Source organism: Xenorhabdus griffiniae (genome assembly GCF_015163655.1).
Lineage (GTDB): Bacteria > Pseudomonadota > Gammaproteobacteria > Enterobacterales > Enterobacteriaceae > Xenorhabdus > Xenorhabdus griffiniae.
This window is the reverse complement of record NZ_JADEUF010000023.1, coordinates 14,792-35,071: the sequence shown is the minus strand read 5'-3', so window position 1 is coordinate 35,071 and position 20,280 is coordinate 14,792. Positions and strand designations below refer to the sequence as shown.

General features: G+C 44.5%; 22 protein-coding genes. 20 read left to right on the top strand and 2 right to left on the bottom strand.

What is annotated here, in order from left to right; genetic code table 11:
* The first annotated feature begins 3 nt into the window (after positions 1-3).
* The 19 genes from mutL (at position 4) to cysQ (ending at position 17,567) form a co-directional block, all read left to right on the top strand.
* Entirely contained in the window at positions 4-1,869 is a 1,866-nt protein-coding gene (gene mutL / locus IQ211_RS05890) for a DNA mismatch repair endonuclease MutL (RefSeq protein WP_189758641.1), read from the top strand.
* The gene (gene miaA / locus IQ211_RS05885; protein WP_189758642.1) at positions 1,862-2,803 is read left to right on the top strand and encodes a tRNA (adenosine(37)-N6)-dimethylallyltransferase MiaA; all 942 of its coding nucleotides are present in this window, start codon (positions 1,862-1,864) and stop codon (positions 2,801-2,803) included. Before mutL ends, miaA begins: the two co-directional genes overlap by 8 nt.
* 120 nt (positions 2,804-2,923) lie before the next feature.
* Complete coding sequence (hfq, locus tag IQ211_RS05880) at positions 2,924-3,226, top strand: RNA chaperone Hfq (protein WP_189758643.1); 303 nt, start codon at positions 2,924-2,926, stop codon at positions 3,224-3,226.
* A gap of 95 nt (positions 3,227-3,321) precedes the next feature.
* Complete coding sequence (hflX, locus tag IQ211_RS05875; RefSeq protein ID WP_189758644.1) at positions 3,322-4,602, top strand: ribosome rescue GTPase HflX; 1,281 nt, start codon at positions 3,322-3,324, stop codon at positions 4,600-4,602.
* 175 nt (positions 4,603-4,777) lie between these two features.
* On the top strand, positions 4,778-4,900 hold the full coding sequence (locus IQ211_RS19850; protein ID WP_262985587.1) for a hypothetical protein: 123 nt from the start codon (positions 4,778-4,780) through the stop codon (positions 4,898-4,900).
* A gap of 23 nt (positions 4,901-4,923) precedes the next feature.
* Positions 4,924-6,135, top strand: a complete 1,212-nt coding sequence (gene hflK / locus IQ211_RS05870; RefSeq protein ID WP_189758645.1) for an FtsH protease activity modulator HflK — start codon at positions 4,924-4,926, stop codon at positions 6,133-6,135.
* Positions 6,136-6,137: 2 nt separating this feature from the next.
* Positions 6,138-7,127: a protease modulator HflC gene (gene hflC / locus IQ211_RS05865; protein ID WP_189758646.1), complete on the top strand. Its 990-nt coding sequence runs from the start codon at positions 6,138-6,140 to the stop codon at positions 7,125-7,127.
* Between the two features lie 193 nt (positions 7,128-7,320).
* Positions 7,321-8,619: an adenylosuccinate synthase gene (locus IQ211_RS05860; RefSeq protein ID WP_189758647.1), complete on the top strand. Its 1,299-nt coding sequence runs from the start codon at positions 7,321-7,323 to the stop codon at positions 8,617-8,619.
* A 177-nt stretch (positions 8,620-8,796) separates the two neighbouring features.
* Positions 8,797-9,216 carry a nitric oxide-sensing transcriptional repressor NsrR gene (gene nsrR / locus IQ211_RS05855; protein WP_189758648.1) on the top strand — a complete coding sequence of 140 codons (420 nt, stop codon included), beginning with the start codon at positions 8,797-8,799 and terminating at the stop codon, positions 9,214-9,216.
* A gap of 44 nt (positions 9,217-9,260) precedes the next feature.
* Positions 9,261-11,699, top strand: coding sequence for a ribonuclease R (gene rnr, locus IQ211_RS05850; protein WP_189758649.1), 2,439 nt, complete (start codon positions 9,261-9,263; stop codon positions 11,697-11,699).
* Positions 11,700-11,801: 102 nt separating this feature from the next.
* Positions 11,802-12,539, top strand: coding sequence for a 23S rRNA (guanosine(2251)-2'-O)-methyltransferase RlmB (gene rlmB / locus IQ211_RS05845; protein ID WP_189758650.1), 738 nt, complete (start codon positions 11,802-11,804; stop codon positions 12,537-12,539).
* Positions 12,540-12,673: 134 nt separating this feature from the next.
* On the top strand, positions 12,674-13,072 hold the full coding sequence (gene rpsF, locus IQ211_RS05840) for a 30S ribosomal protein S6 (protein WP_189758651.1): 399 nt from the start codon (positions 12,674-12,676) through the stop codon (positions 13,070-13,072).
* Between the two features lie 5 nt (positions 13,073-13,077).
* Positions 13,078-13,395, top strand: a complete 318-nt coding sequence (gene priB / locus IQ211_RS05835) for a primosomal replication protein N (RefSeq protein ID WP_189758652.1) — start codon at positions 13,078-13,080, stop codon at positions 13,393-13,395.
* A 4-nt stretch (positions 13,396-13,399) separates the two neighbouring features.
* Positions 13,400-13,627, top strand: a complete 228-nt coding sequence (gene rpsR / locus IQ211_RS05830; protein ID WP_000135199.1) for a 30S ribosomal protein S18 — start codon at positions 13,400-13,402, stop codon at positions 13,625-13,627.
* A 38-nt stretch (positions 13,628-13,665) separates the two neighbouring features.
* Positions 13,666-14,118, top strand: coding sequence for a 50S ribosomal protein L9 (rplI, locus tag IQ211_RS05825; RefSeq protein WP_189758653.1), 453 nt, complete (start codon positions 13,666-13,668; stop codon positions 14,116-14,118).
* 194 nt (positions 14,119-14,312) lie between these two features.
* Positions 14,313-15,002 carry a HipA family kinase gene (locus IQ211_RS05820; RefSeq protein WP_189758654.1) on the top strand — a complete coding sequence of 230 codons (690 nt, stop codon included), beginning with the start codon at positions 14,313-14,315 and terminating at the stop codon, positions 15,000-15,002.
* Between the two features lie 89 nt (positions 15,003-15,091).
* Entirely contained in the window at positions 15,092-15,910 is an 819-nt protein-coding gene (locus tag IQ211_RS05815; protein WP_189758655.1) for a DUF3037 domain-containing protein, read from the top strand.
* 150 nt (positions 15,911-16,060) lie between these two features.
* Positions 16,061-16,681 (top strand): BamJ family beta-barrel-assembly machinery protein, encoded by a 621-nt coding sequence (locus IQ211_RS05810; RefSeq protein WP_189758656.1) that lies wholly within the window; start codon positions 16,061-16,063, stop codon positions 16,679-16,681.
* 142 nt (positions 16,682-16,823) lie between these two features.
* Positions 16,824-17,567: a 3'(2'),5'-bisphosphate nucleotidase CysQ gene (cysQ, locus tag IQ211_RS05805; RefSeq protein ID WP_189758691.1), complete on the top strand. Its 744-nt coding sequence runs from the start codon at positions 16,824-16,826 to the stop codon at positions 17,565-17,567.
* A 708-nt stretch (positions 17,568-18,275) separates the two neighbouring features.
* Here the strand turns inward: cysQ and IQ211_RS05800 are convergent.
* Positions 18,276-18,848: a YtfJ family protein gene (locus IQ211_RS05800; RefSeq protein ID WP_189758657.1), complete on the bottom strand. Its 573-nt coding sequence runs from the start codon at positions 18,846-18,848 to the stop codon at positions 18,276-18,278.
* Between the two features lie 335 nt (positions 18,849-19,183).
* Here IQ211_RS05800 and IQ211_RS05795 point away from each other — a divergent pair, with 335 nt between their 5' ends.
* Entirely contained in the window at positions 19,184-19,390 is a 207-nt protein-coding gene (locus IQ211_RS05795; RefSeq protein ID WP_074021057.1) for a DUF1107 domain-containing protein, read from the top strand.
* A gap of 160 nt (positions 19,391-19,550) precedes the next feature.
* On the opposite strand, the gene msrA is transcribed toward IQ211_RS05795, so the two are convergent.
* Complete coding sequence (msrA, locus tag IQ211_RS05790) at positions 19,551-20,198, bottom strand: peptide-methionine (S)-S-oxide reductase MsrA (protein ID WP_189758658.1); 648 nt, start codon at positions 20,196-20,198, stop codon at positions 19,551-19,553.
* Positions 20,199-20,280: the final 82 nt, after the last annotated feature.

Below are 20,280 nucleotides of genomic sequence, written 5' to 3'. Positions count from 1 at the left end.
ATTATGGCTATCAAGATATTACCCCCACAATTGGCAAACCAGATTGCTGCCGGTGAAGTGGTTGAACGCCCTTCTTCTGTAGTGAAAGAGTTAGTGGAAAATAGCCTTGATGCCGGTGCAACCCGTATTGATATTGATATTGAACGGGGTGGCGCAAAGCTTATCCGAATCCGCGATAATGGCTGTGGGATAGCCAAACAGGATTTGATGCTGGCACTGGCGCGCCATGCAACCAGTAAAATTGCTTCATTGGACGATTTGGAAGCGATTGTCAGCATGGGTTTCCGTGGGGAAGCCTTAGCGAGTATCAGCTCTGTTTCAAGGCTGACATTAACTTCCCGTCCCGAAAGTCAGGCAGAAGCATGGCAATCTTATGCCGAAGGCCGTGATATGGATGTCACGGTAAAACCTGCTGCTCATCCCGTGGGAACAACGGTTGAAGTGTTGGATCTGTTTTATAATACCCCTGCCCGCCGCAAATTTCTGAGAACAGAAAAAACAGAATTTGGCCATATTGATGAAGTCGTGCGTCGGATAGCTTTGGCGCGGTTGGATGTCGCCATTAACCTCAATCACAATGGGAAATTAGTGCGCCAGTATCGTCCCGCTAAAGATGAATCTCAGCATGAACGGCGTCTGGCAGCCATTTGTGGAACTGCCTTTGTGCAACAGGCGCTGGCGTTGTCATGGCAGCATGATGCTTTGTCTATTAAGGGTTGGGTTGTAGATCCCGTGAATACGGCAGTAAGCGAGATCCAATACTGCTATGTGAATGGGCGTATGATGCGGGATCGCCTGATTAATCATGCAATTCGTCAAGCTTATCAGGATTTGATTCAGGGGGAGCAACAACCCGCTTATGTTTTGTATCTCGAAATCGATCCGCGTCAGGTGGATGTCAATGTACATCCAGCCAAACATGAAGTGCGTTTCCATCAGGCTCGCCTGGTACATGATTTTATTTATCAGGGGGTAGCTACGGTATTGAAACAACGCGGCACGGGAGATGAATTGGCGCTCGGCTGTCAGGAGAGTGCTACAAGGTGGGTGCCGGAGAATCGCCCTTCTGCGGGAGAAAACCATTTTACCCGTAAGCGTGTTGAGCAAGTGGATGAATCCTCTTCACGCCGTCATGAGCATCATGATCGTGGTACGCAACCAGTACAGCATGGGGAAAGCTACCAGAAAAAACAGGGGGAGTTGTACCAAAAAATGATGCAATTCTCCCCGGAAGAAAAACGCCCGTTATTTCCAGAGCGGGGTACGCGGGAAAGTGTATCGGTTTCTGCTACGCCTGTGCCAACGGGACAGGGGAAACATAGCTTTGGAAAAGTATTGTGTATCTATGCAGGTTGTTATGCTTTGATCGAATCCCCATTGGGAATCGGGTTGCTTTCCCTGCCCGTTGCTGAACGCTGGCTGAAACAGGCACAACTCACCCCCGGAGAACAGGGGCTTAAATCCCAGCCGTTATTGATCCCGCTGAAACTGGCTCTCAATCAGTCAGAAATGAGTGTCTTAAAGCAGAATAGCGACTTATTAAAGACTTTTGGCATTGAATCGACAGTCGCACATGGAAAAGTAACCATTCATGCGGTATCGTTGCCTCTGCGTCAACAGAACCTGCCGAAACTCTTGCCGGAACTGTTGGGCTATCTTGGGGAACAGTCAGCCGCTTCTGTTGAGCAGGTTGCCAGTTGGCTTTCCCGTCACGTGGATAGCGAGCATGAAACGTGGAACATCGCACAAGCTGTCCAGCTTTTGGCTGATGTCGAACGTCTTTGCCCTCAGCTGGTGAGATCGCCGCCAGATGGGTTATTACAGTTAATTGATTTACAAGCAGTGGTGGCATTCCTTAATCATGAGTGATTTAAAAACTCAACATCTGCCGACAGCTATTTTTATCATGGGGCCGACGGCTTCAGGGAAAACAGCGTTATCGATCGCTTTGCGTCAGCATCTTCCGGTTGAATTAATCAGTGTCGATTCTGCCTTGATTTATCGTGGAATGGATATTGGGACAGCCAAACCCTCCGCAGAAGAGCAGGCACTAGCACCTCATCGTTTGATCGACATTCTTGATCCTTCAGCAGTCTATTCTGCTGCCGATTTTCGTCGTGATGCATTGCAAGAAATGGCAGAAATCACCGCGGCTGGGAGAATACCACTCCTGGTTGGTGGAACCATGCTATATTTCAAAGCATTGTTGGAAGGATTATCGCCTTTGCCTTCTGCAAATCCGGTGGTGAGGGAGCAGATTGAGCAGCAGGCAGCAGAGCTGGGATGGGACGCGTTACATCGACAATTACAGGAAATTGATCCCGTTTCTGCGGCAAGGATTCATCCTAATGATCCACAACGTCTTACTCGTGCACTGGAAGTTTTTCGAATTTCGGGTAAAACTCTAACTGAGTTGACTGAAACGTCTGGAGAAATATTGCCTTATCGAGTTCATCAATTTGCGATCGCGCCAGCAAGTCGTGAAATGTTGCATCAACGTATCGCAGCCCGTTTTGAACAAATGATCAAATCAGGGTTTGAAGATGAGGTCAAAGCGCTTTATGCTCGTAGTGATTTGCATACAGATTTACCCTCCATTCGTTGTGTTGGTTATCGTCAGATGTGGTCTTACCTTGCGGGCGAAATCTCTCATGATGAGATGGTTTATCGTGGTATCTGTGCGACACGCCAATTGGCGAAGCGTCAGATTACATGGCTCAGGAGTTGGGACAATGTGACTTGGTTGGATAGCGATCAACCTAAACAAAACCTAAACACAGTCATGCAGGTTATTAGTACATAAATTCATTGATTGTGTACAATTGATCAGTACCCATTATCAGTACAAAGTATCATTTTTGAGTAGTTACTTTTCGAACCAAACGGTTCTTAGTTAAAAACAACAAAATAAGGAAAATATAGAATGGCTAAGGGGCAATCTTTGCAAGATCCATTCCTGAACGCTTTACGACGTGAAAGGGTCCCGGTTTCTATTTATTTGGTAAACGGCATCAAGTTGCAGGGTCAGATTGAATCTTTTGACCAATTTGTCATTTTACTGAAGAACACGGTTAGTCAGATGGTTTATAAACATGCCATCTCTACTGTTGTGCCTTCCCGTCCTGTGTCTCATCATGGTAACAACCAGAATGTACCAACTAGTGTTGGAAATTATCATGCGGGCACTAACTCGACAGTACAACAGGAAGGCGATGGCGCTGAATAAATCAGCAGCCGTGCCTGAAAATAAAAACATAGGTAGGGAGACTTTACCTATGTTTTTTCTTATTGGATTTTTACTCAGCCTGAGGGGTTGCACCGTTGTTTGATCGTTATGAAGGCGGAGAGTTAGCCGTTCTGGTGCATGTTTTCTTCTCACAGGAAAAAGATACGGAAAATCTCAGTGAATTCGAGTCATTGGTAACTTCCGCTGGTGTTTCTCCTGTGCAGATTGTAACGGGAAGCCGGAAGGCACCTCATCCGAAATATTTTGTCGGAGAGGGCAAGGCAGAGGAAATTGCTGAAGCTGTCAAAAACAGCGGTGCAGATGTGGTGTTGTTTAACCATGCCCTCAGCCCTGCTCAGGAACGTAATCTTGAACGCTTGTGCCAATGCCGTGTCGTTGACCGCACGGGGGTGATTCTGGATATTTTTGCCCAACGAGCAAGAACGCACGAAGGCAAGTTGCAAGTCGAATTGGCGCAATTGCGTCATTTGTCCACCCGTCTGGTTCGAGGCTGGACTCACCTTGAACGCCAAAAAGGGGGGATCGGGCTGCGTGGACCTGGGGAAACCCAGTTGGAAAGTGACCGCCGTATGCTGCGTGACAAAATCAAACAGATTTTGGGACGCCTCAACAAAGTTGAAAAGCAGCGTGAACAGGGGCGCCAGGCACGTAATAAAGCCGATATCCCAACCGTCTCCCTTGTCGGTTACACCAATGCGGGAAAATCCAGTTTATTCAATAAAATCACTTCTGCCGACGTTTATGCGGCTGACCAGCTTTTTGCCACCTTGGATCCGACACTGCGTCGAATAGAAGTGGATGATGTTGGTACGGTTGTTTTGGCTGATACAGTCGGTTTTATTCGCCATTTACCCCATGATTTGGTGGCAGCGTTCAAGGCGACTTTGCAGGAAACTCGGCAGGCGAGATTATTGCTGCACGTGGTTGATGCGGCTGATCCTCGCTTCGATGAAAACATTATTGCTGTTGACAGTGTTCTTGAAGAGATTGAATCCAATGAGATCCCTTCGCTGATGGTGATGAATAAAATCGATATGTTAGAAGATTTTATTCCCCGTATTGATCGTGATGAAGAAAATCGGCCGGTCAGAGTCTGGTTATCTGCACAAACTGGCGCAGGTATTCCTCTGTTACTGCAAGCATTGACTGAGCGTCTTTCAGGTGAAATTGCGCACTATAAATTGCACCTTCCACCTGAAGCAGGACGTCTGCGTAGCCGTTTTTATCAGCTTCAGGCCATTGAGCGTGAGTGGCTGGAAGAGAATGGTCAGGTTGGTGTTGAAGTCAGGATGCCAATGGTCGATTGGCGTCGTCTGTGTAAACAAGAACCAAAATTACCCGACTATGTTGTCTGATTGATTGGCGCAAGACAACAAACAAGGTATCATTTTATCCGTCATTTCAAGGTGCTTATAGTTATGGAGTGGCAGAGATGAAATGGCGGTGATGAAATGACTGTGCCAGAATTGCAGTGACAGGTCAGCATTGTCAAAAGTTATCACCCAATAATATTGGTTGCTTACAAAAACGATGAAGTTTGTCGTTTCTGCCCACGGAGGCCGCTGCCAAACCTGTCAGGGACAGGCAACGGCCTGTGAAGTGGGAAGCCTCACCCATCTGGGTGGAGAGCAGTCACCTCTGAAAAACCAGTAAAAACTAGAAAGTGGAGCTAAAACATGGCGTGGAATCAGCCCGGTAATAACGGACAGGACCGCGACCCGTGGGGAAGCAGCAATAATAATGGCGGCAACTCCGGCGGCAACAATAAAGGTGGTCGTAACCGTGGGGCAACTGATCTCGACGATCTGTTCCGTAAGCTGAGTGAAAAACTCGGTGGTTTCGGTGGAAACAAAGGTGGAAATGGTTCTGGACAGAACCCTAAATTTGGCGGGCGTCTTATTGGTCTTGCCGTTGCTGCTGCAATTGCTGTTTGGGTTGTAAGTGGTTTCTATACGATTAAAGAAACAGAACGTGGTGTAGTAACTCGGTTTGGTAAATTTAATCATGTTGTACAGCCTGGTTTGAATTGGAAAATGACGTTCATCGATCATGTCAGGGCGGTTAACGTTGAATCTGTTCGCGATTTAGCAACAACGGGTGCCATGCTGACTTCAGATGAAAACGTGGTATTGGCAGAAATGAACGTTCAATATCGTGTTACCGATCCAGCGGCTTATCTCTTTAGTGTGACTAATCCTGATAATAGCTTGCGCCAAGCTACAGACAGTGCCGTGCGTGGTGTTGTTGGCAAATATTCGATGGAAACCAATCTGACGGAAGGGCGTACTATTGTCCGTAACGATACTCAGAAGGTACTGGAAGAGACTATCCGTCCATACAATATGGGTATTACTGTGGTCGATGTAAACTTCCAGGCTGCTCGTCCACCAGAAGAAGTTAAGGCTGCATTCGATGATGTGATCGCAGCGCGTGAACAGAAGCAGCAAACCATTCGTGAAGCTAAAGCTTACGAGAACGAAGTATTACCTAAAGCGAAAGGTGAAGCTCAGCGTATTATTGAGGATGCCAAAGCCTATAAAGTTAGCGCGGTATTGAATGCTAAGGGTGAAGTGGCTAGTTTTGCCAAAATCTTACCTGAATATAAGGCGGCTCCAGAAATTACTCGTGAACGTTTGTATATCGAGACGATGGAACGTGTGTTGAGCAATACACGTAAAGTCATTGCAAACGAGAAGAGTAACAACGTGCTGTTATTGCCATTGGATCAAGCAGTGAAAGATCAGGCACATGTTCAGCAAAATACGTCGAGTAACACAGCAGTACAGAAGATGATTCGTCAGAATCAACCTACATCACAACGGGAATCTAACACTTATGGTGGTAGCGATAACCTGCGCGGTGATACGGTCAGAATAGGGAGACCATAATCATGCGTAATTCATTTATTGTTGCGATTATTGCGGTATTGGTTGTTCTCTATTCATCAATCTTTACTGTCAAAGAAGGTGAACGTGGCATTGTGTTGCGTTTTAGTAAGGTTGTACGTGATGCAGAGAATAAACCGATCATTTATGAGCCGGGTCTGCATTTCAAAATACCGTTTGTGGAAACGGTTAAGACGCTTGATGCCCGTATTCAAACTATGGATATCAAGGCAGACCGTTTCTTAACACGTGAAAATAAAGACCTGATCGTTGATTCTTACTTAAAGTGGCGCATTAATGATTTCAGTCGTTACTATCTGGCAACAGGTAACGGTGATATTAACCGAGCTGAAATGATGCTGAGACGTAAATTCAGTGACCGTTTGCGTTCTGAAATTGGTCGTCTTGATGTACGCGGTATTGTGACTGATTCTCGTGGTCGTTTAACTACCGATGTGCGTGATGCCCTGAATCGGGGAACCCACGAAGAAGATGATGCAACAGATGTCGATAATGCCATTGCCTCTGCTGCGGCCTTGGTAGAAAAAGAGACAAAAAGCAAGCAACCAGCCATTAATCCAAACAGCATGGCTGCGTTAGGTATTGAAGTTGTTGACGTTCGTATCAAACAGATCAACTTGCCACAGGAAATTTCAGAAGCTATTTACCAGCGTATGCGTGCTGATCGTGAAGCCGAAGCGCGTCTCCTGCGTTCAGAAGGTTCGGAAGAAGCAGAAAAAATCCGGGCTGCTGCTGATAAAACAGCAACTGAAATCAGGGCAGAAGCACAGAGCGAAGCATTGGTATTACGTGGTGAAGGTGATGCGGAAGCCACTAAACTATTCGCGGATGCGTTCAATCAAGATCCTGAATTCTATGCGTTTATCCGTAGCTTGCGTGCTTACGAGAAGAGCTTCAAGAATAACGGTAATGATGTAATGGTACTGAGTCCAGATACTGACTTCTTCCGTTATATGAAAGCCCCTGCGAAGTAATATTCTCTTAACTTACTGTAAGCCACTGTAAAAAAATGACAGTGGCTTTTTTATAACCCGCTATAATTACTAATTATTTACTTATCATCCCATTTATATAATGAAACGAAATAACAAGAAGTAATAAAAAATACTGAAAGGTGCTAAATGAGATGGTAGAATCCATTTTTAAGCAACCGAGTGAAGTTTTGAAATGGGTAAGAACGTTGTCGTATTGGGCACCCAATGGGGTGACGAGGGCAAGGGTAAAATCGTCGACTTGCTGACTGAACGAGCTAAATATGTAGTTCGTTATCAAGGGGGCCACAACGCGGGCCATACACTAGTCATCAACGGTGAAAAAACCGTTCTCCACTTAATCCCGTCCGGGATCTTACGTGAAAATGTCATTAGCATTATCGCAAATGGCGTCGTTTTAGCACCAGATGCTTTGATGAAAGAGATGAAAGCGCTTGAATCACGTGGGGTTCCTGTACGTGAGCGCCTGCTTATTTCTGAAGCTTGTCCGCTGATCCTGCCTTACCATGTTGCATTGGATAACGCCCGCGAAAAAGCGCGTGGAGCCAAGGCGATTGGTACAACAGGTCGTGGTATTGGTCCTGCGTATGAAGACAAAGTTGCACGTCGTGGCTTGCGTGTGGGTGATCTGTTTGATAAAGAAGCTTTCGCTGTCAAACTGAAAGAAATCATCGAATACCACAACTTCCAGTTAGTTAACTATTACAACGAACCTGCCGTTGATTACCAGAAAACCTTAGATGACATTTTGGCGGTTGCCGATATCCTGACGGGCATGGTAGTTGACGTTTCTGACTTGCTGTACAAAGCAACCCAGAAAGGTGAATTGGTCATGTTTGAAGGTGCGCAGGGGACTTTGCTGGATATCGACCACGGTACTTATCCTTATGTGACTTCTTCTAACACCACGGCGGGTGGCGTTGCAACAGGTTCTGGCCTGGGTCCACGTTATGTTGATTATGTACTGGGTATCATTAAGGCTTACTCTACCCGTGTAGGCGCCGGTCCATTCCCAACCGAGCTGTTTGATGAAACAGGTGAATACCTGCGTCAGAAAGGTCAGGAGTTTGGTGCGACTACAGGTCGTAGCCGTCGTACTGGCTGGTTGGATATCGTTGCTATTCGTCGCGCGATCCAAATCAACTCTCTGTCTGGCTTCTGCATGACTAAACTGGATGTGCTGGATGGCTTGAAAGAAGTGAAAATCTGCGTTGGTTATCGCCTGCCTGATGGCACTGTCATTGACACAACGCCCCTGGCCGCTGAAAACTGGGAAGGGCTTGAAGCCGTCTATGAAACCTTGCCTGGCTGGGATGAAAGCACTTTTGGCGTGAAAGATCACAGCCAATTGCCACAAGCAGCATTGAACTACATCAAACGTGTAGAAGAGCTGACAGGCGTTCCTGTTGATATTATTTCTACAGGCCCAGATCGTGCGGAAACTATGATCCTGCGTGATCCCTTTGATGCTTAATCGATAAATTCATCTTTTATGCACACATGGCCGGGCTTATTGCCCGGTTTTTGTTTTTTCCCGTTTTGCTTAATTTTTAAAATACCCACATAATGATGACTAACTAACGAAAACCAATAAACATACATTTTTTGGTGCCAAATAAGCCCCGTTATATTCAGTCTCCCAGAGGTGAGTGTGCAGTTAACCAGTTTTACCGATTATGGATTACGTGCCTTGATTTATATGGCCTCGTTACCAGAGGGCCAAATGACGAGTATTGCAGAAGTCACTGAAGTTTATGGTGTTTCGCGTAACCATATGGTAAAAATCATCAATCAACTGAGTCACTTAGGATTAGTGAATGCTGTCAGGGGAAAAAATGGCGGCATCAGTTTAGGGAAACCTGCCAACGAGATCAAAATTGGTGATGTGGTTCGTTCATTAGAACCTTTGTCATTGGTTAACTGTAGTGCCTGTCAAATCACGCCTGCATGTCGCTTAAAGTCGGTCTTGAATCAAGCGGTAGAAAATTTTTTGGAAGAGTTGGATAAACATACTGTGGCCGACATGGTCAATGACAATCGTCCCCTTTATCAATTACTTTTGGTTAAGTGAAGCAAGGGGATAAACAGCTTGCTGATGACAATAGAGGAATGATGATGTCAAAAGATCCTTTTCAGGAACGAGAGGCTGCAAAATACGAATCTCCTATCCCAAGCCGTGAATACATCTTGGATATCATTTCTAAACACGACACGCCGGTAAGCCGTCAGGAATTAGCACAGGAACTTCAGTTAACCACTCCAGATGGACAGGAAGCACTGCGCCGCCGTTTGCGGGCAATGGAGCGTGACGGACAGTTGGTTTTTACCCGCCGGCAATGTTATGCATTACCAGAGCGGCTGGATTTATTGAAAGGCACGGTGATTGGACACCGTGATGGTTATGGTTTTCTGCGTGCGGAAGGGCACAAAGAAGACTATTACCTGCCAGCCGATCAGATGAAAATGGCGATCCACGGTGATGTGGTACTGGCACAGCCCTTGCGACCAGACAGAAAAGGCCGCGTTGAAGTGCGTATCGTGCGGGTTTTGGAACCCAAGAGTAGCCAGATTGTTGGCCGGTATTTTATGGATGCTGGCATGGGATTTGTCGTCCCAGATGATAGCCGTCTCTGTTTCGATATCTTGATCCCGAAAGAAGTCACTTGCGGGGCAAGAATGGGTAATGTTGTGGTGGTTGAATTGACAAATCGCCCGACTCGTCGGACTAAAGCCATTGGCAAAATTGTTGAAGTGCTGGGCGAGACGATGGGAACGAACATGGCGGTTGAGATCGCATTGCGTACCCATGAAATTCCCCATAGCTGGCCGCCGATGGTAGAAAAACAGATTGCGGGTTTGGCTGAGCATGTACCGGAATCGGCCAAGCAAGACCGGGTAGATTTACGGACTTTGCCGCTAGTGACAATCGACGGTGAAGATGCACGAGACTTCGATGATGCGGTGTATTGCGAAAGAAAACGGGGTGGTGGTTGGCGGTTGTGGGTAGCGATTGCTGATGTCAGCTACTATGTTCGTCCGCAAACCGCTTTGGATACGGAAGCACGCAGCCGCGGTAACTCGGTTTACTTCCCATCCCAGGTTGTCCCTATGCTGCCGGAAGTGCTATCTAATGGCTTGTGCTCCCTCAATCCAGAAGTTGATCGCCTATGTATGGTGTGTGAAATGACCGTTTCCGCCCAAGGCAAGCTCTCTTCCTACAAGTTTTATGAAGCGGTGATGAATTCACACGCCCGTTTGACCTATACCAAAGTCTGGAAGATTTTGCAGGGTGATCAAGAACTACGTGAGCACTACAAGCCGCTGGTGCAACATATTGAGCATCTGCATGAGCTTTATCAGGCACTGGAACATGCGCGTGAACAGCGTGGCGCTATTTCGTTTGAATCGGAAGAAGCCAAGTTTATCTTTAATGCAGAGCGTCGCATTGAACGTATAGAACACGTTGTACGTAACGATGCACATAAACTTATCGAAGAGTGTATGATCTTGGCGAACATTGCCGCAGCTCGCTTTGTTGAAAAACACCATGAGCCTGCGTTATACCGCATCCATGATCGACCAAAAGAAGAGAGTATCCTGAACCTACGTTCAGTCTTCAATGAATTGGGATTGAGCTTGTTGGGGGGCCTGACGCCAGAACCGAAAGATTATGCGCAATTGATGAAACAAGTTGCGGATCGGCCCGATCACGAGTTACTACAAACGATGCTGTTGCGTTCTATGAAGCAAGCGATCTATGAGCCGGAGAATCGGGGGCATTTTGGTCTGGCATTACGCTCTTATTCTCACTTCACTTCGCCAATCCGCCGCTACCCTGACCTGGCTCTGCATCGTGCGATTAAGTACTTATTGGCACAAGAAAAGGGTGCTATTGAGCAGAACGGGACGCCAACAGGAGGTTGGCACAACGACATGGAGCAGATGCTGCAATTGGGTGACCACTGTTCCATGACCGAACGCCGTGCTGACGAAGCGACAAGGGATGTGGCTGACTGGTTAAAATGTGATTTCATGCAAGATCAAGTGGGTAATGTTTTCACTGGATTGATTACCAGCGTGACCGGTTTCGGTTTCTTTGTTCGCTTAAATGATCTGTTTATTGACGGCTTGGTACATGTTTCAACGTTGGATAATGATTATTATCGATATGATAACGTCGGCCAGCGTTTGATTGGTGAGTCTTCTGGAACAACTTATCGCCTCGGTGATGAAGTCGAGATTCGGGTGGAAGCGGTTCATATGGATGAACGCAACATCGATTTCACCCTACTTTCAACAACCCGTAAAGCGCGTAATCAAGGGAAGACAGCCCGCAATAAGGCGAAAAAAGGTACGCCAGAGCGTAAAAATAGTAAAAAAGGTCGTGATCATAAAAAATCAGCCGATTTTGAGCCAGATAACGCCTTTCGTAAAAAGAAAAGTGCGGAAAAGTTTACAGAGCCTAAGTCAGGCAAAAAGAAAAAACCGTCAAGCAAGACTAAAAAAATTGCGGCAAAACTGAAAGCGAAGCGTGCGAAAAAAAGCGCAAGCTAATCACGAGTAAAGTGAATCCATACAATCATCAAACAGGGCGGGTTCGGCCGCCCACTATTTTCGGTATCTTAACGATATCAGTGAGTCAGGTATCAGTCAGTCATGAGTGAAATTATCTACGGTATCCATGCCGTTAAAGCCTTGCTGGAGCGCGATCCACAACGTTTCATGGAAGTTTATGTGTTGAAAGGGCGTGAAGATCGCCGTTTAACCCCATTATTGCAAGAGTTGGAAAGTATCGGTATCGCGGTACAAATCGCCAACCGTCAATGGTTGGACTCCCAAACAGAAGGTGCCGTCCATCAGGGGATCATTGCACGAGTCAAGCCAGGACGTCAGTATCAGGAAAATGATCTGCCGGAATTGTTATCTCGGCTAGAACGTCCATTTCTGCTGGTATTGGATGGTGTCACCGATCCGCATAATCTGGGAGCTTGCTTGCGTACCGCGGATGCTGCGGGAGTTGATGCCGTTATTGTTCCTCGTGATCGTTCTGCACAATTGAATGCCACCGCCAAAAAAGTGGCTTGTGGTGCGGCAGAAAGTGTACCTCTGATCCGAGTGACTAACCTTGCGCGGACATTGCGCTTACTGCAAGAAAACAATATCTGGATTGTCGGCACTGCCGGTGAAGCCACGCATGATTTATATGCAAGCAAGTTGACGGGACCGATGGCACTGGTGATGGGCGCGGAAGGTGAAGGTATGCGTCGATTGACTCGTGAACATTGTGATGAATTAATCAGTATTCCCATGGCGGGTTCCGTCTCTTCTTTAAACGTATCGGTTGCAACAGGGATATGCTTGTTTGAAATCGTGCGCCAGAGAAGTGCCCGATAATTCTTTATTGAGTTTTTTGTATTGTACGGGTATAGTGACGCGTCGATTTTTCAGCCGTACTAAACACGTTCCTTGCCTCCATGGGCCACGGCTGACCCTGACAGGAGGCTAATAATCCGTAAGGAGCAATGCTAATGCGTCATTACGAAATCGTTTTTATGGTCCATCCTGACCAAAGCGAACAGGTTCCGGGCATGATCGAGCGTTACAGTGCGACTATCACTAACGCGCAAGGTCAGATTCACCGTCTGGAAGACTGGGGTCGTCGTCAACTGGCTTACCCAATCAACAAACTGCACAAGGCTCACTACGTTCTGATGAACGTTGAAGCGCCACAAGAAGCGATTGATGAGCTGGAAACTAACTTCCGCTTCAACGACGCCGTTATCCGTAGCATGGTTATGCGCGTTAAGCACGCAATAACTGAAGCATCACCAATGGTTAAGGCTAAAGACGAACGTCGCAGCCGTGATCTGGTCTTGGAAGAAGATCTGGTTGATGATGCTGATGAAGCTGGGGATTCTGAAGAGTAATTACCGTGACAACCAATCGTTTGGTGCTCACAGGCACAGTGTGCAAAGCACCGATACGAAGAGTCAGTCCATCTGGTATTCCTCATTGTCAGTTTGTGCTTGAACATCGTTCACAGCAACAGGAAGCCGGATTCAGCAGGCAATCATGGTGCAGAATGCCCGTTATTGCCAGCGGACAGTTGTTACAGGAATATACTCACAGTATAACGGTCGGCAGTCGAATAATGGTTTCAGGATTCATTAATTCCCATTATGGGCGCAATGGTCTTAGCAAACTGGTTCTACATGCCGAGCAGATTGAATTGATAGATTCTGGAGACTAGCCAAATGGCACGTTATTTCCGTCGTCGCAAGTTCTGCCGCTTCACCGCGGAAGGCGTACAAGAGATCGATTATAAAGATATTGCTACGCTGAAAAACTACATTACCGAAAGCGGTAAAATTGTACCAAGCCGTATTACCGGCACTCGTGCAAAATACCAGCGCCAGCTCGCTCGTGCTATCAAGCGTGCGCGCTACCTGTCTCTGTTGCCTTACACTGATCGTCATCAGTAATAGGCTCAGTCCATTAACGACTTTGAGAGGATAAGGTAATGCAAATTATTCTGCTTGATAAAGTAGCGAACCTGGGTAGCCTGGGTGACCAAGTTAACGTTAAAGCGGGTTATGCCCGTAACTTCTTAGTACCACAGGGCAAAGCTGTTCCTGCAACTAAGAAAAACATCGAATTCTTCGAAGCTCGTCGTGCAGAACTGGAAGCTAAACTGGCTGACGTTCTGGCAGCAGCACAAGCTCGTGCAGAGAAAATCAGTGCGCTGGGTTCTGTCACTATCGCTTCTAAAGCGGGTGACGAAGGTAAACTGTTCGGTTCTATCGGTACTCGTGATATCGCTGATGCAGTAACTGCAGCTGGCGTTGAAGTATCTAAGAGCGAAGTTCGCCTGTCTAACGGCGTTCTGCGTACTGTTGGTGAACACGAAGTTCACTTCCAAGTACACAGCGATGTATTTGCACAGTTGAACGTTAACATCGTTCCAGAAGCTTAATCGTTGATTAGCTGAAGAACATGTGACAAAAAACGCTGGCATTGCCGGCGTTTTTTGTTTTGTGTCGCAAAATTATTTTCTCTCCATACCTGTTGCTTGCTAAAAGCTGAATATCCTCCACATTTTCGTTGATAACTTACGAAATCTTAATCAAATTAAAGTAAGGTACTTCGTTTCAACTTGCTTGATATAGGGTGAGTACGTGTAAAATTGATGTCAGCAATAGAGGTTATAGAACAGCTATGCTCTCGGATGTGATTAATGTAGTTGAAATAATTAGGAAAATGTCAGATGGCTCAACGGAACCATATTTGTGTAAATGTGATGATGGGGGTTTATATGTTGTAAAATCCCAGCCTAAGATGCCAAAACTCCAACTTATTCATGAGCTGATAGCTTCTTATCTTGCTAAGAGTATCAATCTTCCACTGCCAGATATTAAAGTTGTCTATATATCGAGAGAATTGTTGGCATTCATGCCCTGTTTAACTGGAGAACTTTCAGAAGGACATGCGTTTGTTACAAAATATATTCCTGACTCAGCCTGTATCACCTATCATCAAGCGCATACAAAGATAGAAAAAAGTTATCAAAAGTTAATATACTTCTTTGATCGCTTAATCAATAATTCCGATAGAAATTTGACTGCAAAAGGAGGCAATGTAAATATTATTTATAATTATAAAACAAATAGATATTATCTCATAGATCATAATTTGGCATTTATGTCACCTTGTGAATCGAATGAATTTGATTACCATGTTTTTTCTCCAATCAACAGAGATTGGGATTTTGATAGGGTAGATAAGTACGAATTAGATGATGTTGTAGAAAATATTCTATATAGTTTCAGTTATTCGATTATTAAAATTCCAAGTGAGTAGTACGAACATCTTGATTATGAAGATATTGTTAATAATATAAAGAAGATACTAAACAGAGGATACTCAGAAGAGTTTAGGAGTAGCATTATATGACTAATCCATGCTTATACAGTATTGTGAGATATGCCCCTTTTGCCGAGACGGAAGAGTTTGTCAATATTGGTATAGTCATGTGTGTGCCTAAACGACGCGAATTCCATTTTAAGCTAACAAAAAGTAATAATAGTAGAGTTCGTCATTTTTTTCGGGATGATTCAGTGTTTCCTTATGCCAGGGATGCTGTTCATAAGGAATTAATGTTTGCCCAAGGGGTGATTCGCGATATTCATGATCCTTATAAAGTTGCCGATTTTTTTAATACATTCATCGCACCTAGAGAATCTATTTTCTTTTTTAGTCCTCCAAGGGTGGTGTTATCTGAGAACCCAAGTCAAGAGCTAACTGATATTTATAACAAGTTCATCAATCATTCAGAATATACGAAAGAACGTAAGGAGAACATTCTTACCAGAGAACTGAAAGACAGGTTGAATCGTTATGATGACTTAAGAAATTTATTTAAAAAAGAAAAAATTGAGGGTGAATTATCTAAATTTACCTTGCCATTTGTTGCTAAACAGAAAGAAGAAATCGTTTGTGTCATAAAACCCCTTGCATTTGCTCAGCAGGCGGCAAGTGGAATGATTGAACATTGTGATTCTTGGGTAGCCAGGATCAGCAGAGCTGCAAGTGAAAATATATTGAATGTAAGAAAGGTTTTATTCACGGTTTATGTAAAAGAGGATCTTAGTCAATTAGAGTCTAAGGCTTTTGATGAGATACAGAAGACATTGGTTGAGCGCAATATTTGCCATGTTTGGCATGATGATGAAAAATCTATCGTTGATTTTGCAAGATTGTCTCTATAGTAGGAATTTGAAGTTTATTTATTGCGTTGTAGCCTATTTCGCTATCAAATATTATGGTAGATGATAATTCAATTAATTCTTTAACGCGTTTACCCATCCAGACAGTGCTGTTATGCTTGAGCTTTCACTCATTTAATAACAGGTACTTTCATGACAAAACCTTCTTTTGAGTCTATTGAAGCACGCGCAAGTTACGGTATTGGTTTGCAGGTTGGACAACAATTACAGGAATCCGGTTTACAAGGGTTAGAACCAGAAGCACTGTTGGCAGGGCTGTGTGATGCGTTGGAAAGCCGTTCTCCTGCTATTCCGGTAGAAGAACTACATCGTGCGCTACGTGAGATACATGAACGTGCTGATAGCGTTCGCCGTGAACGTCAGCAGGCGATGGCAGAAGAAGGCAAAAAATTCCTGGCAGAAAATATTCAGCGTGAAGGTGTCAGCAGCACAGAGTCTGGTCTGCAATTTTCTGTCCTGACACAAGGTGATGGCGCTATCCCTGCCCGTACTGACCGTGTTCGTGTTCACTATACAGGCCGCCTGATCGATGGCACGGTATTTGATAGTTCGGTGCAGCGCGGTACGCCGGCAGAATTCCCTGTTAGCGGCGTGATCCCAGGTTGGATTGAGGCATTGACCTTGATGCCAGTTGGCTCCAAATGGGAACTCTATATTCCACATAATCTGGCTTATGGTGAGCGTGGCGCTGGGGCATCCATCCCGCCTTATAGCACGCTGATCTTTGAAGTGGAATTATTGGAAATTCTGTAACTTATTGAATAGCCGGTTAACCGGCTATTTTTTAGCTGAGTTTGGAATGATGGATGAATAAAATATTCGCCATTCCAGTAAAAAATGCGTTAAAAATGGTACTTCAAGTGGTATAGCCAAACAACAAACGCAGAGGTGTATGATGCTACAACAGATCTGCCAATTAGCACGGGAAGCAGGCGCAGCGATCATGGAGGTTTATCAGGCGGAACAGCCGCTGCAAGTAAAGCATAAAATGGATGATTCACCTGTTACTGCTGCGGATATTGCAGCTCATCAGATCATTAAAGCGGGATTGTTACGCATTGCACCTGATATTCCGTTGTTATCAGAAGAAGATCCACCAGCATGGGAAGAGCGGAAAAATTGGCAGCGTTATTGGCTGGTTGATCCATTGGATGGCACGAAAGAGTTTATTCGCCGCAATGGTGAATTTACCGTTAATATCGCATTGGTAGAAAATGGTGTGCCTGTGATGGGAGTTGTCTATGTTCCGGTACAGAATGTCTTATATTCAGGGCAAGGGCGGCAGGCATGGAAAGAAACCAATGGTCAGACGCTTCCCATTAAAGTTATGCCGGCAAAGCCGCCAGTGGTGGTAGTCAGTCGTTCTCACAAGGACGACGAGGAGTTGCAAGACTATCTTTCCCAGCTAGGAGTGCACGACACACTTGAGGTAGGTTCTTCACTTAAGTTCTGCATGGTGGCAGAGGGAAAAGCTCAACTTTACCCACGCTTTGGGCCAACCAACATCTGGGATACGGGAGCTGGCCATGCCATTGCTATTGCTGCGGGGGCATATGTGACGGATTGGGAAGGGAAAACACTCGATTACACGCCGCGTGAATCTTTCCTGAATCCAGGGTTTAGAGTCAGAGTTTTTTGATGCTGAATTGATAATGGCTCCATGAGGGAGCCATTTTAACGTCATTATACCTAATGAGGCGACTCCGTACTGATTTGTGTATCATCGAAGCCACCTACATAACCTTAAGTTACCCAAGATAATTCTCAGAGTTAAATACACATAAGCGTAGGAACCCACCACTGTTGGGCACAATTGAATACACAATTAAGATAATCTTGATCTGATTGGTAAGGGCTACAGACAAAAGCACTTGCTTGAAGAGGCACAAATACAAAATAAGCCGCACATAATGCGATAGAGATGTACTTTTTCATTTTATTTACCCTCAGCTATGGTGAGAATTATTCTCTATAATAGTGGTGAAATTAACTCATATTATTGATATTAAAAGTGATTTATATTTTGTTTGATAGGATAGATAAGTAAACATTGGTGCCTTTGTTAGGTATAGAAATAATACCTTCGCTAAAAAGTAATATCAAATGAGAACTATTTCAATGGTTATTTTAGTATAAAAAGTAATAACAGATTGATTAGTTATGAATTTTGAGATGCATCACGGTGGCAAAAGCAGAATGTATTATCTTTGATGGCTCTCAATCCCCTTGCCCGAAGACAGAGGGGAGGGAGAAAAAAGTATGTGGGGATATAACAGATAATTTATCTTGAATTTATTTAACAAAAACAACTAATAATAGTAAATTATCCATCCCTATGGGAAATAAGCTATTTTCCCAATTCGTCTTTAATTAGGCCTATAACGTGTGTAATGTCTTCGTTACTTAATTTGCCATCTTTGACGAATTTCACCTTACCATTTTTATCCAGCACAATGATTGCCGAACTTTTGGGTTCCAGTCCCCAAGCCTTTTTAACCAGCCCGTGACTATCGACAATAAATTGTGACCACGGGAACTGTTTTTTGCTGTCTTCGATACTATTGCGAACAAAAACACCAGTGCCAAAAATAGCCTCATCGGTATTCACGATGCTGGTGGTTTGATATTTATCCTTGGGTAAATCCGCATCTTTCAATGCCTGAATCAAGGGATCATTCATCTCTTTTGCGGAACTACGACCGGCAATATGTTGGATCGTCCTGACTTTTCCCAGAAGTTCTGCACTATTCCAATTTTGGTAGTTGAACTTACCATCATTTAGCAACAGTTCACCTTTATCTGTCACACTGACAGCGGGAACCGGTTGTTCTAAGGTGATGTTATGGGCGAACGCAAATATTGACGTGATACTCAATATTGCAGATAGCACAACTTTCATTAATGTATTGTTTTTTAACATATTTATTCCTTATTTATCATGGTGTGGCATGTTATCAGGGAGTGACATATTCAGCATAGCGCTTGTTAACTGGTCTGTCCTCAATAAAATAAACAATTTGATAACATTTAGAGCGATGTATAAGTAAACAAGAGGATGATGTAATATAATGCTCATTAATATCATTATGTTATATCAAAATAGTGATTGAATCTGAATATTGGGGGAACAAATTTCCATATACGTAGTCTATACAGTTGGCATAACAGTGACGCATTGAGCCGTTATGTAGTGAATAAATGTTATGCAGTAGCAATAGAATAATATCGTAAGAAGCATGGGAGGAAAAAACAGAGATGAAAATCTTTCGCCATTATAACCCAGTGAAAATTGCTCTCTACGTGAAAACCCTATTTCGAGGGCGGTTGTATATTAAGGATATGGGCGCTTTTGAATTCAATTATGGAAAAATTTTACCCCCGAAAATCAAAGATAAACGTCATTTCCATGTAATGAGTGAAGTTAATCAGCAAGTATTGCGCTTACAGACCGAAATAGGGTGATTGTTTGTAACTGCTCATCGACTAATGATAATGTAATAAGATCAATATGATACATTGCATTAGTATAATAAACGGCCTTGCGGCCGTTTTTTGATCGTGAGTTATTGATGCAAGGCAGCTTTCCTCAATTTCTATTGGGCTAATAGGCTAACTCAATCAGCTAGTTTCCAAGTGTTGGTGGGAAGCAGATACCAATACCTCCTAAGCCACAATACCCTTCGGGGTTTTTGTGAAGATATTGCTGGTGATAATCCTCGGCAAAATAGAATGGTCCCGCTTCACGAATTTCCGTTGTGATGGTACGTTGGTCGTTATTTTGCGTCAGCGCTTGTTGGTATTGATCACGGCTGGTAATGGCCTGTTCATACTGTTGTGGTGAAACCGTGTACAGGGCGGAACGGTACTGAGTACCAATATCGCCATGTTGACGCATACCTTGGGCGGGATCGTGATTTTCCCAGAACAGGGTGAGTAATTGCGAATAGGTAATTTGGGTTGGATCAAATACGATCCTGACCACTTCTGCGTGACCTGTTAAACCAGTGCACACTTCTTCATAAGTGGGGTTTGGCGTAGTACCACCGCTGTAACCGACGGAAGTGGTGTAGATGCCTGCCTGCTGCCAAAAAAGGCGTTCCACGCCCCAAAAACATCCCATTCCTACATAGGCAATTTCCATATTTTCAGGAATGTTCTCTATCGCATGCTGTGTGATGACATGGTAGGGTGATACGGTTAATGGAGTGGTTCTACCCGGTATGGCATCTGGTGAAGAAACAGGTTGTCTTTCATTGGTTGAATTTGGCAAGATTCCCTCCTGTATATTCAAAGTCTTATGGTTATATGTTGCTTGTATATTATTAAAACTTTACCAGAATTAATTCATTGCG

Bases quoted from the DNA above. Each gene is read 5' to 3' on its own strand.
- rpsF (WP_189758651.1), top strand. From the start codon at position 12,674: ATGCGTCATTACGAAATCGTTTTTATGGTCCATCCTGACCAAAGCGAA.
- IQ211_RS05860 (WP_189758647.1), top strand. From the start codon at position 7,321: ATGGGTAAGAACGTTGTCGTATTGGGCACCCAATGGGGTGACGAGGGC.
- rlmB (WP_189758650.1), top strand. From the start codon at position 11,802: ATGAGTGAAATTATCTACGGTATCCATGCCGTTAAAGCCTTGCTGGAG.
- hfq (WP_189758643.1), top strand. From the start codon at position 2,924: ATGGCTAAGGGGCAATCTTTGCAAGATCCATTCCTGAACGCTTTACGA.
- IQ211_RS05810 (WP_189758656.1), top strand. From the start codon at position 16,061: ATGACAAAACCTTCTTTTGAGTCTATTGAAGCACGCGCAAGTTACGGT.
- mutL (WP_189758641.1), top strand. From the start codon at position 4: ATGGCTATCAAGATATTACCCCCACAATTGGCAAACCAGATTGCTGCC.
- rplI (WP_189758653.1), top strand. From the start codon at position 13,666: ATGCAAATTATTCTGCTTGATAAAGTAGCGAACCTGGGTAGCCTGGGT.
- IQ211_RS05815 (WP_189758655.1), top strand. From the start codon at position 15,092: ATGACTAATCCATGCTTATACAGTATTGTGAGATATGCCCCTTTTGCC.
- cysQ (WP_189758691.1), top strand. From the start codon at position 16,824: ATGCTACAACAGATCTGCCAATTAGCACGGGAAGCAGGCGCAGCGATC.
- IQ211_RS05800 (WP_189758657.1), bottom strand. From the start codon at position 18,848: ATGTTAAAAAACAATACATTAATGAAAGTTGTGCTATCTGCAATATTG.
- rnr (WP_189758649.1), top strand. From the start codon at position 9,261: ATGTCAAAAGATCCTTTTCAGGAACGAGAGGCTGCAAAATACGAATCT.
- hflK (WP_189758645.1), top strand. From the start codon at position 4,924: ATGGCGTGGAATCAGCCCGGTAATAACGGACAGGACCGCGACCCGTGG.
- IQ211_RS19850 (WP_262985587.1), top strand. From the start codon at position 4,778: ATGAAGTTTGTCGTTTCTGCCCACGGAGGCCGCTGCCAAACCTGTCAG.
- hflC (WP_189758646.1), top strand. From the start codon at position 6,138: ATGCGTAATTCATTTATTGTTGCGATTATTGCGGTATTGGTTGTTCTC.
- rpsR (WP_000135199.1), top strand. From the start codon at position 13,400: ATGGCACGTTATTTCCGTCGTCGCAAGTTCTGCCGCTTCACCGCGGAA.
- miaA (WP_189758642.1), top strand. From the start codon at position 1,862: ATGAGTGATTTAAAAACTCAACATCTGCCGACAGCTATTTTTATCATG.
- IQ211_RS05795 (WP_074021057.1), top strand. From the start codon at position 19,184: ATGAAAATCTTTCGCCATTATAACCCAGTGAAAATTGCTCTCTACGTG.